Genomic DNA, 15,140 nt, shown 5'->3' with positions numbered 1-15,140 from the left:
GTGCTGTGGGAGGAAGGCGTGAATAGTAATGCTTCCTATTAAGCCCGGCAAATCATTCCTTGGAGGGTCGATGAAGGGTCGCCACCCTTGGACGCCACAGCGCTGCACCACCGCCACAGTCCTTGATCATTCCCCCACGCAACTCGTCGTAATCCATCAATCCCCACCCTTCCCCTCCCCCTAAATTAACTCCCAGAACAAGCAGCCGTGCCGTGCGGCCAGTCACTGTGGAGATCGTCCCCATGCAAAACTTCCAGACCCGCAAACAGCAAAGCCCCGTCGAGGGTTGGGATCGTCAGGACCCGGAAGAAGCGTTCACCCTGCCCTCGCGTTATTTCTTCGACGAGACGCTGTTCAAGGCTGAGCGCGACAATATTTTCATGCACGCCTGGCACGTGGCCGGGCATGTCAGCGAGTTCGCCGAGCCGGGTCAGTACGTGGTGACGGATCTGTTTGATCAGAGCGTGGTGGTGGCGAGGAATCGTCAGGGTCAGATTCATGGGTTCCACAACGTTTGCCAGCATCGCGGCAATCGCTTGCTCGAAGAGCGGCGCGGTACGACGGGCGGCGTGGTGCGCTGCGCCTATCACTCGTGGTGCTACGAGATGGACGGGACCCTGCGCGGTGCGCCCCGTTGCGACAAGATGAAGAACTTCGAGTTGCAGCAGTTCAATATCCCGCAAGTTCGCACTGAAGAATTGGGTGGCTTCATCTACTTCAATCTCGACCCGGCGGCGCCATCGTTGCGGGACATGTTCCCGGGTGCCGATGAAGAGATGCGTCGTGTATTTCCGAACCTGGCGAACATGCGCCTGATCGAGGAGCAGGACGTGATCGTGCCGGCCAACTGGAAGGTGATCATGGACAACTCCATCGAGGGCTATCACTTCAAGTTGTCCGGGCCGTGCCACATCGATCTCGCCAAGCTGATCGACTTCAAGGGCTATCAGTTGACCAAACGCGACAACTGGTGGACCTACATCGCCCCGGCCAACCTCTCGGTGACCGAAGCTTACGGTGTGCCTTTGAAACCCGAAGTGAACCCCGACGAATGCTTCTTCAACATTGGCATGTGGCCGAACAACACCTTCTACACCTTCCCGTTTTCGGAGTTTCTGGGCTCATTCATCATGATCCCGCTGGACGCCGAGCGCTCGCTGCTGCGCTTTGGTTATTACTCCAACAATGGTGAGACGGCGGCGGTGAGTGCGTCGTGCATGAAGTGGATGAATGAGGATCTGGGACCGGAAGATATCGCGCTGAATATCTCGGTGCAGAAAGGCCTGCATTCCCTGGGTTACGACCAGGGGCGCTACATGATCGATGCCCAGCGCAGCAATGAAAGCGAGCACTTGGTGCATCACTTTCATAAGTTGGTGTTTAACGGGATTCATGGGCCGAGCAGCCTCTGAGCCAAGCACAATCCCTGTGGGAGCGAGCCTGCTCGCGAAAGCGGTGGGTCAGTCAATATCAATCTTGAATGATCGATTGCATTCGCGAGCAGGCTCGCTCCCACAGGTTGAATGTCGTTATTTTTAGTGGAGCACAGCAAACCATGGCCGATCATGAGTTTGATTACCTGATTGTGGGCGCAGGGTCAGCGGGTTGCGTGTTGGCCAATCGTCTTGGCGAAGACTCCACCGCACGGATTCTGGTCCTGGAAGCCGGCCCTGCAGACCAGAGCTGGACCATCGACATGCCCTCGGCCGTGGGCATCGTGGTCGGCGGTACGCGCTACAACTGGAGCTACAGCTCCGAGCCGGAACCGTATCTGGACGGTCGCCGGATTGGCACGCCGCGCGGCCGGACGCTGGGCGGTTCGTCGTCGATCAACGGCATGGTCTACATCCGTGGCCATGCTCGGGATTACGACGGCTGGGCCGAGCAAGGTTGCGCCGGTTGGAGCTATCAAGCGGTGCTGCCGTACTTCAAACGCGCGCAAACCCATGCCGAGGGCGCCGACGATTACCGAGGCGCGACGGGGCATCTGCACGTCACCCCCGGCGATACGCAAACGCCGTTGTGCGCGGCGTTTCTGGCGGCGGGTGCCGAGGCCGGGTACGGCTTGAGCAGCGATTTGAATGGCTATCGCCAGGAAGCGTTCGGGCCGGTGGATCGCACGACTCGCAACGGGCGGCGCTGGAGCACTTCGCGAGGGTATTTGAGCGAAGCGCTGGCGCGGGGCAACGTTCGGGTGGCTACTGATGCGTTGGCGTTGCGTATTCTGTTCGACGGCCAGCGTGCGGTCGGAATCGAGTACGAGCAGAACGGCAAGACGCATCAGGCACACGCCCGCCGCGAAGTGTTGCTCACCGCCGGGGCAATCAATTCGCCGCAGTTGTTGTTGCTGTCGGGCATTGGTCCGGCGGCGGAGTTGCGCGACCTCGGCATTAGCGTGCTTCACGACCTGCCCGGCGTCGGCAAACGGCTCAACGATCACCCGGACACGGTCGTGCAGTACCTGTGCAAAAAACCGGTGTCGCTCTATCCCTGGACCACCGCGCCGGGCAAGTGGTGGATCGGCGCCCGTTGGTTCGTCACCCATGACGGACTCGCGGCGAGCAATCATTTCGAGGCCGGGGCATTTATCCGCTCGCGCGCTGGTGTCGAGCATCCCGACCTGCAACTGACCTTCATGCCGCTGGCCGTGCAACCGGGCAGTGTCGATCTGGTGCCGGGACACGCGTTCCAGATTCATATCGATCTGATGCGCCCCACCAGCCTGGGCAGCGTCACCTTGAACAGCGCCGACCCTCGACAACCGCCGCGCATCCTGTTCAATTACCTGAAAACCGAGCAGGATCGAGCCGACATGCGCGCCGGCGCACGGCTGGTGCGCGAGATCATCGAGCAACCGGCCATGGCTGCTTTCAAAGGTGAAGAACGGGTCCCCGGCCCCCAGGCGCAAAGCGACGAAGCGCTGGATACGTGGGCCAGAAACGTGACAGAAACCGGCTACCATGCCAGCGGCACCTGCAAGATGGGCCCGGCGAGCGACCCGGAAGCGGTGGTCGACCCACAATTGCGGGTGCACGGCCTCGACGGCTTGCGGGTAGTGGATGCCTCGATCATGCCGGTGATCGTCAGCGGCAACACCAACGCGCCAACGGTGATGATCGCGGAAAAGGCCAGCGACCTGATCCGTGACCTGCCACCGCTGGCGGCACTGGATGCGCCGGTCTGGATTCATCCGCAGTGGCAGACTCGACAACGATAGAGATCGCTCATGAATGATCAGTCGTCCAACAGCCCGCAAACCCGCTTCACTTGGCGGCGTGGCGATGTCGCGCCGTTGCGGGTCGCGGTGTTGTTGCTGCCGTCGTTTTCCAACTTCGGCCTGGCGGCGGTGCTGGAGCCGTTGGCGATTGCCAATTGGCTGACTCAACGGCAGCTTTTCGAATGGTCACTGCTGTCCCTGGACGGCGAACCGGTGCAGGCCAGCAATGGCTTGAGCACCGTGGCCAATGACGGTCTGCGCGCTGATCAGGGTTTTGATGTGTGCCTGGTGATCGCCAGTTTCGATGTGCACAAACACAGCCGCAACCTGGCGCTCAAGAGTTGGCTGCGCAAACAGGCGTTGTTCGGCGCGGTGTTGATGGGCGTGGAAACCGGCACTGAATTGCTCGCCGCCGCCGGGGTACTCGACGGTTACGAAGCAGCGGTGCACTGGGACAATCTTCAGGGGTTTCAGGAAAGCTATCCACGGGTCCACGCCAAGCCGCAGCTCTACACTCTGGAGCGTCAACGCATGACCTGCGCCGGCGCGACCACCACGCTGGACATGCTGTTGGGCTGGATCGGCCAAAGCGTCGACAGCGACTTGTCCCGGGAAATCGCCATGCACCTGTTGATGGGGCATGTGCGGGCACCGGCGGACAATCAACTCGACGGCGGCCCGGGCAACACCGGGATGTACGGCAGCAAGATTCGCCGGGCGGTGCAGTTGATGGAAAAAGCCCTGGAGGAACCGCTGGATTGCGAGGCGATTGCCAGTCAGGTCGGGCTCTCGCGGCGGCAACTGGAGCGTCAGTTCAAACATCAAACCGGCTTGTCGCCACTCAAGTACTACATCACCTTGCGCCTGGCCAAGGCCCATAGCTTGCTGCAACAAACGCACCTGAGCGTTGCACAAGTGGCGGCGTGTTCAGGCTTTGGTTCGCTGGAGCATTTCTCCCGCACCTACCGCGCCCGCTTCGGCTGCCCGCCCAGCGAAGACCGCAGCCAGGTCTTTACCGCCCCGGTGATGCGCCAGCCCTTGAGCAAGGAACGGCGCCCGGCCGAGGCGGACTGATTTACAGCCGATAGCCCGGTTCTTCCTCGTTCAGAATTTCCATCAATGCGTTGAAATGTTTGTCGGCAAAGCCCGGGTAATCCAGCCATTGCCGGCAAGTCTTGCGTGCGATCTCGTCACTGGCGATGCGCAACTCGCGACCAGTGGACAGCGCGGTGATGTAGGTCTCGCAGGCGCGTTCGAAGTAGTACAAATCATCGAACGCCTGGGCGATGCTCGGTGCCGCCACCAGCAGGCCGTGGTTGCCCATCAGCAGGATCGGTTTGTCGCCGAGCAAGTGACTGACCCGCTCCGCCTCCTCGCCCAATCCCATACCGTCGAAACCGTCATCTATCGCCACGCGCTCGAAAAAACGCATCGCGTTTTGCTCGATCGGTGGCAACCGCGAATCGGTCAGACACGCCAGTGCCGTCGCGTATTTGGAGTGAGTGTGCAGGATGCAACGGGCATGCGGCTGATTGCGGTGCAAGGCGCTGTGCAAGGCCCACGCGGTGATGTCCGGCGCGTCGGGGCGGTCGAGACTGGCCGGGTCATCGGCGTTAACCAGCAGCAAGTCACTGGCCTTGATCCGCGAGAAATGCTTGCCATACGGATTGATCAAAAACTCTCGACCGTCCCCCGACACCGCCACGCTGAAGTGATTGGCGATGGACTCGTGCAAGTTCAGCCGCGCCGCCCAGCGAAAGGCGCAGGCCAGGCGAATTCTCAGTTGCTCGACAGGTTGATTCATCGTGTGCCCTCGGCGTGGTGGATCGGCTTTTGCGCAGTGTAGAGAGACGCCGCGCCGGCACTTGATGGGAAACGACATTGGCTGCCGTTATTTCGCGGCGTCACTGCCGTGGGAAAACGGCATGGTTATGCCGCGTTTGATCAAGAGCCCCCTCACCGCCCCCGCCATAGTGACCGTCACGACCCACTTGGCTGGAGACATCGATGGTGCAGATTCCGTTGTTCATTGCTGGTGTTTGGCAAGCGCCGCAACAGGCGCGTTTTCGCGAGGTGATCAACCCGGCGAACGAGGAAGTATTGGCCCAGGTGGCGGTGGCCGGGCCAGTCGATGCGGCGTTGGCGATCAGTGCTGCACGCCACGCCTTTGATGAAGGCCCATGGCCGACGATGCCCGTCACCGAACGCGCCCAATTGATGCAACAGATCGCCGGGTTGATCGAGCAGGACGCCGAGCATCTGGCGCGTCTGGAAACCCTCAACGCCGGCAAGACCCTGGGCGAAAGCCTCGGTGACGTCGGCAATGTGGTCGCCACGTTTCGCTTCTACGCCGCCCTGCTGGAAACCGAAAGCGCCAACGTCAACAGCCACGCACCGGCCCATGTCATCAGTTTCAACCAGCGCGAACCGGTGGGCGTTTGCGCGTTGATTGCGCCGTGGAATTATCCGCTGCTGCAAGCGGTGTGGAAGATCGCCCCGGCCCTGGCCGCCGGCAACACCGTAGTGTGCAAGCCCAGCAGCCTGACGCCGATGACGGCTCACCGTTTGACCGAATTGCTCGCTGAAGCAGGTTTGCCGGCGGGGGTGTTCAACCTGCTTTGTGGGCCCGGCGATATCGGTGAATTGCTGGCCGCCAGTGCTGACGTGGACCTGGTGTCGCTGACCGGTGGCGCCGGGGCCGGCGGCAAGGTGATGCGCGCCGCCACCGGTAATTTCAAGCGCGTGGCGCTGGAGTTGGGGGGCAAGAATCCAAACATCATATTCGCCGATGCTGACTTCGACGTGGCGCTGGATCAGGCGTTGAACGCGGTGTTTTTCAACGCGGGGCAAATCTGCTCGGCCGGTTCGCGGTTGTTGGTGGAGGACGGGATTCATGATCGATTTGTCGAGGCCTTGCAAAAGCGCACCCTGAAGATTCGCCTCGGTGACGGTCTCGATCCATTGACGCAAATGGGCCCGTTGATCTCTGCCGGCCAGCGCGATCTGATCCTGACGATGATTGCCGGCGCTGTCGAACAAGGTGCGACGTTGCTGGCGGGCGGCACGATTCCCGAGCAGTTCGAACGGGGCTTTTGGCTGCGCCCGACCTTGCTCGGCAACGTCCGCGCCGACATGCGCATCGCCCGGGAGGAAATCTTCGGTCCGGTCATCACCGTCGAGCGCTTCAGCGGCGAAGCCCAGGCGCTGCAACTGGCCAATGACACGCCCTACGGCCTGGCCGCCGGAGTCTGGACCCGGGATCTCGGCAAAGCCTATCGCATGGCCAAGCGGCTGCGGGTCGGCACGGTGTGGATCAACGACTACAACGCCGCGTTCCCCCAGGCGCCGTGGGGTGGCTTCAAGTCCAGCGGCATCGGGCGTGAACTGTCCCGCGCCGGACTCGATGAATTCACCGAACTCAAGCACATCTACCTCAACACCGAACCGGCGTCGTTGAACTGGTTCGGGGTTGAGCCGTTGACTGAAGATCACTGAAGGACTGAACACATGCAAACCATGTGGGAGCGGGCTTGCTCTCACAGATTCTCAAGCACCCTCACAGGTTTTTGCTTCACCCATAACAACAAGACCGCCACACCCAAACCGCTGCCGACGTTTCCCCTTGAGGAGTTGATCTTATGAAAGCCTTGCTCTTGCTTGCGTCTCTAACCCTGCCCTTACTGGCCCAGGCAGCGGAACCCGAATCCTGTGCCACGGTGCGTTTTTCCGATGTCGGCTGGACTGACATCACCGTCACCACCGCCATCACCAGCGAGGTGCTGGAGTCCCTCGGCTACACCACCAAAACCACCCTGCTCTCCATCCCCGTGACCTACCGCGCCCTGGCATCGGGCAAGGACCTGGACGTGTTCCTCGGCAACTGGATGCCCACCACCGAAAACGACATCAAACCCTTCCGCGACGCCGGCACCGTGGAAACCGTGCGCGCCAACCTGCACGGCGCCAAGTACACCTTGGCGGTGCCGGATTACGTATACGACGCCGGGCTGCACGACTTCGCCGACATCTCCAAATTCAAGGACAAACTCCACGGCCAGATCTATGGCATCGAACCCGGCAACGATGGCAACCGCCTGATCCAGAGCATGATCGACAAAGATGCGTTCGGCCTCAAAGCTTTCAAAGTCGTGGAGTCCAGCGAAGCCGCGATGCTCTCGCAACTCAAACGCGCCACCCGCAAAAATGAATGGATGGTGTTCCTCGGCTGGGAGCCGCACCCGATGAATACGCGGAACAAGATGAAATACCTCAGCGGCGGCGATGAATACTTCGGCCCGAATTTTGGTCAGGCAACGGTGTATACCAACGTGCGCAAGGACTATCTGAAGGAGTGCAGCAATGTCGGCAAGTTGCTGCAGAACATGGAGTTCAGCCTGGCCATGGAAAATCAATTGATGGATGCGGTGCTGAATCAGAACCAGAAGCCAAGGGCGGCGGCAAAGGCTTGGCTGAAGGCAAATCCGAAGGTGCTGGAGGATTGGCTGGTGGGGGTGAGTAGTCGGGATGGGCAGGATGGGGTGAAAGTGGCCAGCGCCAGGTTCGCGGCTCAGTAACACAGGATACTTCTTTCGAAGGAGCGGCTAAAAGTCGCTCCTTCGAAACTCCTCTCACAATGCTTTGAGCATATGTTGAATGGCTTTGTGACCAGATTTTGGAGCCTCTGTAAAAAAATCTGCAATTCGAGCCGCAAACTTTTGAGTATCTTGAAAAGACTCGTTCATGGTCAACGCCGTGTCATTGATCGAGACCATGACATAAGCACTCTGACCATTGCCGATAAAACCAATAGAGGCGTGATCATTGCCATGATGCAAGATGACTAGAAGAGAGTCTCGGGTAATCGGACACTTTTCCACCTCCCATTCCGGCGGTTCATTTCGATCAAAAACCTGGGCAAGCCTGGAAAAAAATGAAGCCCTTTGCATCGCCTTACTGTGTAAATGCTGCTTCGCTAAAATCAGAACTTTGCTCCAGGCATCGACATCATAAGCAACATTATTCTGGCGATCATTGCATTCACTTGCAGGCGATTCGGCAACTTTTGCACCTGAGCAAGGAGCAGCCACTGCAGATGCGTACTTAAAGCCACTGGAAGAAAACATATCGGCTTGGTATCTGCACAGAAAATCCTGAACTGTTGCAGCAGCAGAACCCAACCTCGGAAAAAGATCTTCGGCACCCATTGGCAAATCATCGTAAAGATCATCCACAATCAACGGCTTTGAGGATCGATCAAGCGGTGCGCCATCATTTGTCCAGGGAGTCTTCTGCCGCTCGGCATGCCGCTTGTCAAATTGTTCCAGCAATGAAACAAGCTGATCCCGCTGAACAGGATCGTCCATTATTTCAGTCATCAGCGCCGCAGATGCTTCATATCCACTTTGCGTTTCCAAATCAGCACTAAACCCCTTCATCTCGCGAAGCGCAAAGGCAAGTTCAGCTTTTGAAAGTTGAGGCCTGGCATCAGTCATAAAATTTACTCTACCTCCCGGCAGTCCTTAGTGCAAAGCGCTGCCGCGACCGCCTAGCGCCGATGATCATAGAGAGCAGAAAATGCCTGGGCGTCTGCTCCGGTGAAGTGGAAATATTCATCAGGACGCCTCCTGCGCCAGATCGCCGTAACGATTCCATTTTTGGGCGATAGCCTACGCATCTTGCAGCTGGAGGTGTAAAAGTCGACGAGTTTCCGGCCTCCATTGGGATCGGCATGTAGTAACAGCGCGCCGTCATCACCCTCGTCCAAAGCAGCCTGAATCGTGCAATCGATCAAAGCCTTGGCCACACCACGAATGGTTGGTTGACGCAAGAATTGTTCATATAGCTCAGCCGGTGCATCGGATAGATACCACGTAAAAGCGCGTTGCCGCTCTACTCCCTGGACATTGCAATGAAGCTTGGGAACAAGCGAAAGCATGCCGATGGGAAATTTTTGCTCGCCCTTCGATACGACAACACACATCGCCTTCCCTTTTTCGGACGCATTACCTGGCATTCGGGTGAGGTAGTTGTGGATGGCGACGAGCTTCAGGTAATTCGGCCATCGCCATCCGACATCAGCTCGAACTTTCTGACTCGCAAAGCCTTCGTGCGAGTAATGGTTATCAACGATAGGTTGAACCGTCTCGTGCCACTGCCTGGCAAGCGCTTTAGTCATCGGCACGACACTGACCTTCACTTGGAACGGGATCCCTGAGGCATCGCTGGCGAGCAGTGATGCGATGGGCCGCTGTAGCGGCATAAGCGAGCTTCCTTGCATGTGGAATTAGCGTTTTTTTTTTAGGGTTCGACTTACTGCCTTTCAAGCTAGCACAGGGATTTGAACGACGCGTCTGGCGGCATTTTTCAGAATATTTCTGATGCTTTGAGGACGAGCTCCGCAAATGCAAGACGAGTCCTACGACGTTTACATTTATTAAACAATTAGTCAGTTTTTACGCCAGACCAGCAGCAAGGCCAACGCACCGCACACCATCAACGTTTCGCCCAACGCCTGAAACCACCCGACCAGCATCAGCCCAGCGCCGATCAACAGGTAATACATCAAGCCAAACAGCGCGCCGGCCGTGCCCAGTCGGTCACCGTAATTGGCCAGGGCCGAGCCGAGAATGTTCGGGATTGCCATGCCGAACGCCAGCACCACCAGCAGCATCGATAACACAAACAATCCGCTGTCTTGCAGCAGCCACACGCCGATGCCGCCGAGCAATGCCACGCCCGCCGCAAGACGGATCAGGCGCAATCCCGTGAACCCTTTGCGCAACAACCGTTTATTCATCCAGGCGCCAAGACCGGAGCCCAGGGCCAGGATCACACCGCTATAGCCGAACAGTTGCCCACTCAGTCCCAGCCGCTCAAACATAAAAGGACCGAGGCTGTAGTAGCTGAACAAGGCAATGTTGAACAACGCGACCAGCAGCGTCGAACGCCAGATGTCCCGATCTTGCAGCATGCGCCTCAGGGTCTCGAACAGGCTGGCGCTAATCAGGTGTTGCGGACGGGTTTCCGGCAGGGTTCGCCAGCACCATAGCCACAAGCCCAGGGACAATAGCAACAGACACCCGAGCACACCTCGATAACCAAAGGCGTGCACCAGGCTCGCCCCGCTGAACAAGCCGAGCGCCGGGCTGGCCGCCAGCGCAATGCCCATCAGCGAAAATACCTGAGCCAGTTCGGCGCCCTGGAAGCGATCGCGCAACAGGGTTTGCGTCACCACCGAGCCCACCGCAGCGCCGAATGCCGCCAGCGCCTGGGCCATCAACAGGCCATTGAAGGTGCTGGCCTGCAACGCCAACATCGACGCACCAACGTACAACGCCAAACCGACAAGCATGGTAGGTCGCCGCCCGATGCGGTCGCACACCCGCCCCCACACCACCACGCCAAACGCAAAGGCCAGGAAATACACCGACAGGGTTTGCCCCGCCGCTTGCGGGCCGACGCCAAAGGCTTGGCCGATATCCGCCAACGCCGGGCTGTAGAGGGTTTGGGCGATCTGCGGGAACATCAATAACGCAATCGCCAGCACCAACAGGTTTCGTGAATTCATCACAGCATCACTCTTCAATAGAAACTGGCGAAGAGTTTAAGAAGCGCTGACTGACGTATTATCCAAACTCTGTCACTTTATCGTTGAAATCGGACATCTTCATGGCCTGGCTGGAATCCCACGTCACCTTCGACCCTGATCGCTACCCGGCGAGTGTCATCGGCATTGCCTCGCAACTCGGCGACCACGATTCCGGCCTGCATCAACATCAGCGCGGGCAACTGCTGTTCACCCGCCGGGGCTGCATGCGCATCACCCTCGCCCAGCAGTTGTGCTTGTTGCCACCCTCCCGCGCCGCGTGGATTCCCTCGGGCGTGGCCCACCGCGCGGTGATGCAGCGCAGCGTGGACTATCGATCGATTTACCTGACGCCAGCGTTGTGTGTCGACCTGCCGCAACAGGTCTGTGTGATTGAGGTGAGTCCGCTCCTGCGCGCCGTGCTGGAGCCGATGGCGCTGGCGGATTTCGCCACCGATTGGCAGCAGGGCAAATCCGCCCATCTGCTGGGCTTGTGCCTGAGCGAAATTCGCGAGGCCGCGCAGCAACCGATGCTCCTGCCCTTGCCCTGTGACAAACGCCTGGCACCGTTGCTGGCGACCCCCGAACGCCTGCCGCCGGAACTGCAGGTGCTGGAACGGCAGATCGGCGCCAGCGGACGGACCATCGGCCGCATCTTCCAGCGCGAAACCGGTATGAGTTATCAGCAGTGGCGCCAGCAATGGCGATTGATGCGTGCCATGGAACTGCTCGCCACCGGTCGCAGCCTCTCTTACAGCGCGTTCGACCTGGGATTTGCCAGCGACAGCGCGTTTATCGCGTTCTTCAAGGACATGACCGGCGTCACACCCGGCAACTGGCTCAAATAAGCACCTGACGATCGGCAGCAAAAATAAATTGCAAGCAAATATGACATGCGTCATATTACAGCCGTAATAAAGACCCTCCCAACAGGTATTTCTCCATGACCAGCATGCCCACCGTTGAACCCGACCTGGCTATCCCGGTGACTGCCAAGCCGCCCGTGCTCAAGCGTCTGCTGTTGCTGACCGTGGCCATCGCGGCGCTGGTCGGCATCGGGTTGTACGGCGCCCACTGGTGGAGCGCCGGGCGTTTCCTTGAAGAAACCGACGATGCCTACATTGGTGGCGACGTTACGGTGATCGGGCCAAAAGTCGCGGGTTATATCGAAGAAGTGCTGGTCACCGACAACCAGAAGGTCAAGGCCGGCGATGTGCTGGTGCGCCTGGATTCGCGGGATTACCGCGCCAACCTGGCCAAGGCTGAAGGCGCGGTCGCCGCCGAAGAAGCGCTGCTCGCCAACCTCGATGCCACCGAGCAATTGCAACACGCGGTGATCGGCCAGGCCCGCGCCGGGATCGATGCTGCCGGCGCCGAAACCGCCCGTTCCCGGGATGACGATGCGCGTTACAAAAAACTGGTCGGCAGCAATGCCGTCTCGGTGGAAAGCGCCCAACGCGCTAATGCTACGTTCAAGACCGCCCAGGCCATCAGCGCCCGGGCCCAGGCCGAGCTGCTCGCTTCCCAGCGTCAACTGGACGTGATCGAAACCCAGAAACAACAAGCCCGCGCCGCGCTGATGCAAGCCAAAGCCGAGCGTGATCTGGCGCAACTGAACGTCGGCTACACCGAACTCAAAGCCCCGGTGGACGGCGTGGTCGGCAATCGTCGGGCGCGGGTCGGTGCTTACGCCCAGGCCGGTTCGCAATTGCTGTCAGTGGTGCCATCCAGTGGGCTGTGGGTCGATGCCAATTTCAAGGAAGACCAACTGGCGCGTATGACATCCGGTCAGCGGGTGATCATCCGTGCCGACGTGCTGTCGGGCCAGGTCTTCCACGGTCATCTGGACAGCCTCGCCCCGGCCAGTGGTGCGCAGTTCAGTGTGTTGCCACCGGAAAACGCCACCGGCAACTTCACCAAAATCGTCCAGCGGGTGCCGGTGCGCATCGTGCTGGATCCGGCCGATGGCGTGCTCGGCCATTTGCGTCCGGGGCTGTCGGTGACCGCTGAAGTGGACACCCGCGCTGACGAGAAAACCCCTGCCGTGGCCAGCGCACCATGAGCACCATCGCCGCTCCCGCGCAGCCGTTCAATGTCGCGGACATGGCGACGGCGACCAAAGTCTTCGCCTTCGCCAGCATGTGCATCGGCATGTTCATTGCGCTGCTGGATATCCAGATTGTCTCCGCCTCGTTACGCGACATCGGCGGCGGGCTCTCGGCCGGCACCGACGAAACTGCATGGGTGCAGACCAGTTACCTGATCGCTGAAATCATCGTGATTCCGTTGTCGGGTTGGCTTTCACGGGTGTTCTCGACCCGTTGGTTGTTCTGTGCTTCGGCGGTGGGTTTCACCTTGGCCAGCCTGCTCTGCGGCGTGGCCTGGAACATCCAGAGCATGATCGCCTTCCGCGCCCTGCAAGGCTTTCTCGGCGGCTCGATGATTCCGCTGGTGTTCACCACCGCATTCTTTTTCTTTACTGGCAAACAACGGGTGATCGCCGCCTCGACCATCGGCGCCGTGGCGTCCCTGGCGCCGACCCTGGGCCCGGTGATCGGTGGCTGGATCACCGACATTTCGTCCTGGCACTGGCTGTTCTACATCAACCTGGTGCCAGGGATTTTCGTCGCCGTGGTCGTGCCGATGCTGGTGAAGATCGATCAGCCAGAACTGTCGCTGCTCAAGGGCGCCGACTACATCAGCATGGTGTTTATGGCGCTGTTTCTCGGCTGCCTGGAATACACCCTCGAAGAAGGTCCGCGCTGGAACTGGTTCAGCGACAGCACGATCCTGACCACTGCGTGGATCAGCGGCCTCGCCGGCCTGGCCTTTATCAGCCGCACGTTGTACGTGGCTAATCCGATCGTCGATTTGCGCGCCTTGAAGGACCGCAACTTCGCCCTCGGCTGCTTCTTCTCGTTCGTCACCGGGATCGGCCTGTTCGCCACGATTTACCTGACGCCGCTGTTTCTCGGTCGGGTCCGTGGCTATAGCGCACTGGACATTGGTCTGGCGGTTTTTTCCACCGGGGTGTTCCAGATCATGGCGATTCCGCTGTACGCCTTTATGGCCAATCGCATCGACCTGCGCTGGATCATGATGACCGGTCTGGGGCTGTTCGCTTTATCAATGTGGGATTTCAGCCCGATCACCCATGACTGGGGCGCCAGGGAATTGATGCTGCCGCAAGCCTTGCGTGGGATCGCCCAGCAACTTGCGGTGCCGCCAGCGGTGACCCTGACCCTGGGTGGCCTGGCGCCGGCGCGGCTCAAACATGCTTCGGGGTTGTTCAACCTGATGCGTAACCTGGGCGGCGCGATTGGCATTGCAGCGTGTGCAACCATCCTCAACGACCGCACCAACCTGCACTTCACGCGGTTGGCCGAGCATCTGAACAGCACCAACGAAGCGCTCAACCAGTGGCTGTCCCAGGTCGGCAACAACTTCGCCGCTCTCGGTCAAAGCGGTGACGCCGGTGTCACCGCCAGCCTGCATCAACTCTGGCTGCTGACCTACCGCGAAGCCCAGACGCAAACCTATGGCGACGCGTTTTTGATGATCATGGTCTGCTTCATTATCGCCACGGCGATGGTGCCCTTGATGCGCAAGGTGCAACCACCGGCCGCGCCGTCAGCAGACGCTCATTGATCAGGCTTGAGGCATTTTGCGAAAACCAATCGCCAGGCGGTTCCAGGCGTTGATGGTGGTGATGGCCACGGTCAGGTCGACCATTTCCTTGGAGCTGAACTCGGAGACCGCCAGTTCATAGTCTTCGTCCGGGGCGTGGGTCTGACTGATCAGGGTCAGGGATTCGGTCCAGGCCAGGGCCGCACGTTCACGCGGGGTGAAGAACGGCGTTTCACGCCAGGCCGACAAGGTGGCCAGGCGACGTTCGTCTTCACCGCCCTTGCGGGCATCGGCGCTGTGCATATCGAGGCAGAAGGCGCAGCCGTTGATTTGCGACGTGCGCAGCTTGACCAGTTCGATCAGGTTCTTTTCCAGCGGCAGCTTCGACACGGCGGTTTCCAGGGCGATCATGGCTTTGAGGGCGTCTGGGGAAGCGGTGTAGAAATCAATACGAGGTTTCATGGTAGGGCTCCGTCACAAGTGGGTGTGGAGCTAAGTTAAGCCCACCCATGGCTTCGACAAATAGCCAATATTCGAGAAGACGAGGAGGCCATTGAAGGGCCGCCCCAAAAACCTGTTATCGGGCATTGGCGACTATAGATTTCTGATCGGTCCGGGATTTGTTGCGGGGCTGACATTGCTTTCGCGGGCAAGCCTCGCTCCTACAGGATTTGTGTCGTGCCGACATTTCGCGGCAAATAGCTAACCTGT

13 protein-coding genes are annotated in these 15,140 nt (G+C 59.5%); 8 read left to right on the top strand and 5 right to left on the bottom strand.

Annotation, left to right across the window (positions count from 1 at the left end):
• The first annotated feature begins 242 nt into the window (after nt 1-242).
• The 3 genes from BK667_RS21795 to BK667_RS21785 all read left to right on the top strand — a co-directional run bounded on the left by BK667_RS21795 (nt 243) and on the right by BK667_RS21785 (nt 4,291).
• Complete coding sequence (locus BK667_RS21795; RefSeq protein ID WP_123516234.1) at nt 243-1,412, top strand: aromatic ring-hydroxylating oxygenase subunit alpha; 1,170 nt, start codon at nt 243-245, stop codon at nt 1,410-1,412.
• Between the two features lie 143 nt (nt 1,413-1,555).
• Complete coding sequence (locus tag BK667_RS21790) at nt 1,556-3,217, top strand: choline dehydrogenase (RefSeq protein WP_123598858.1); 1,662 nt, start codon at nt 1,556-1,558, stop codon at nt 3,215-3,217.
• Nucleotides 3,218-3,226: 9 nt separating this feature from the next.
• Nucleotides 3,227-4,291 carry a GlxA family transcriptional regulator gene (locus BK667_RS21785; RefSeq protein WP_123598857.1) on the top strand — a complete coding sequence of 355 codons (1,065 nt, stop codon included), beginning with the start codon at nt 3,227-3,229 and terminating at the stop codon, nt 4,289-4,291.
• A 1-nt stretch (nt 4,292) separates the two neighbouring features.
• Here BK667_RS21785 and BK667_RS21780 read toward each other — a convergent pair whose 3' ends face one another.
• A complete protein-coding gene (locus BK667_RS21780; RefSeq protein WP_123598856.1) occupies nt 4,293-5,021 on the bottom strand; it encodes a class II aldolase and adducin N-terminal domain-containing protein in 729 nt (242 codons plus the stop codon).
• 203 nt (nt 5,022-5,224) lie between these two features.
• On the opposite strand from BK667_RS21780, the gene BK667_RS21775 reads away from it, so the two are divergent.
• Both BK667_RS21775 and BK667_RS21770 read left to right on the top strand, forming a co-directional pair.
• Nucleotides 5,225-6,712 (top strand): aldehyde dehydrogenase family protein, encoded by a 1,488-nt coding sequence (locus BK667_RS21775; RefSeq protein WP_123598855.1) that lies wholly within the window; start codon nt 5,225-5,227, stop codon nt 6,710-6,712.
• 143 nt (nt 6,713-6,855) lie between these two features.
• Nucleotides 6,856-7,791 (top strand): choline ABC transporter substrate-binding protein, encoded by a 936-nt coding sequence (locus BK667_RS21770; RefSeq protein ID WP_123598854.1) that lies wholly within the window; start codon nt 6,856-6,858, stop codon nt 7,789-7,791.
• Nucleotides 7,792-7,845: 54 nt separating this feature from the next.
• On the opposite strand, the gene BK667_RS21765 is transcribed toward BK667_RS21770, so the two are convergent.
• From BK667_RS21765 to BK667_RS21755, 3 genes are all read right to left on the bottom strand, one after another.
• Nucleotides 7,846-8,709 (bottom strand): hypothetical protein, encoded by an 864-nt coding sequence (locus BK667_RS21765; RefSeq protein ID WP_123516222.1) that lies wholly within the window; start codon nt 8,707-8,709, stop codon nt 7,846-7,848.
• Between the two features lie 53 nt (nt 8,710-8,762).
• On the bottom strand, nt 8,763-9,476 hold the full coding sequence (locus BK667_RS21760) for a hypothetical protein (protein WP_123598853.1): 714 nt from the start codon (nt 9,474-9,476) through the stop codon (nt 8,763-8,765).
• 186 nt (nt 9,477-9,662) lie between these two features.
• A complete protein-coding gene (locus BK667_RS21755) occupies nt 9,663-10,784 on the bottom strand; it encodes an MFS transporter (RefSeq protein ID WP_123598852.1) in 1,122 nt (373 codons plus the stop codon).
• Between the two features lie 101 nt (nt 10,785-10,885).
• Between BK667_RS21755 and BK667_RS21750 the strand changes: the two genes are divergently transcribed.
• The 3 genes from BK667_RS21750 to BK667_RS21740 all read left to right on the top strand — a co-directional run bounded on the left by BK667_RS21750 (nt 10,886) and on the right by BK667_RS21740 (nt 14,450).
• Nucleotides 10,886-11,650 carry an AraC family transcriptional regulator gene (locus tag BK667_RS21750; protein WP_123598851.1) on the top strand — a complete coding sequence of 255 codons (765 nt, stop codon included), beginning with the start codon at nt 10,886-10,888 and terminating at the stop codon, nt 11,648-11,650.
• Between the two features lie 95 nt (nt 11,651-11,745).
• Complete coding sequence (locus tag BK667_RS21745) at nt 11,746-12,864, top strand: HlyD family secretion protein (protein WP_123598850.1); 1,119 nt, start codon at nt 11,746-11,748, stop codon at nt 12,862-12,864.
• Complete coding sequence (locus BK667_RS21740) at nt 12,861-14,450, top strand: DHA2 family efflux MFS transporter permease subunit (RefSeq protein ID WP_123516212.1); 1,590 nt, start codon at nt 12,861-12,863, stop codon at nt 14,448-14,450. Before BK667_RS21745 ends, BK667_RS21740 begins: the two co-directional genes overlap by 4 nt.
• Here BK667_RS21740 and BK667_RS21735 read toward each other — a convergent pair whose 3' ends face one another.
• Nucleotides 14,451-14,891, bottom strand: a complete 441-nt coding sequence (locus BK667_RS21735; RefSeq protein ID WP_123516210.1) for a carboxymuconolactone decarboxylase family protein — start codon at nt 14,889-14,891, stop codon at nt 14,451-14,453.
• Nucleotides 14,892-15,140 lie beyond the last annotated feature (249 nt).

The organism is Pseudomonas frederiksbergensis, from assembly GCF_003732705.1.
Taxonomy (GTDB): domain Bacteria; phylum Pseudomonadota; class Gammaproteobacteria; order Pseudomonadales; family Pseudomonadaceae; genus Aquipseudomonas; species Aquipseudomonas frederiksbergensis_F.
This window is presented reverse-complemented; position numbering and strand designations above follow the sequence as displayed.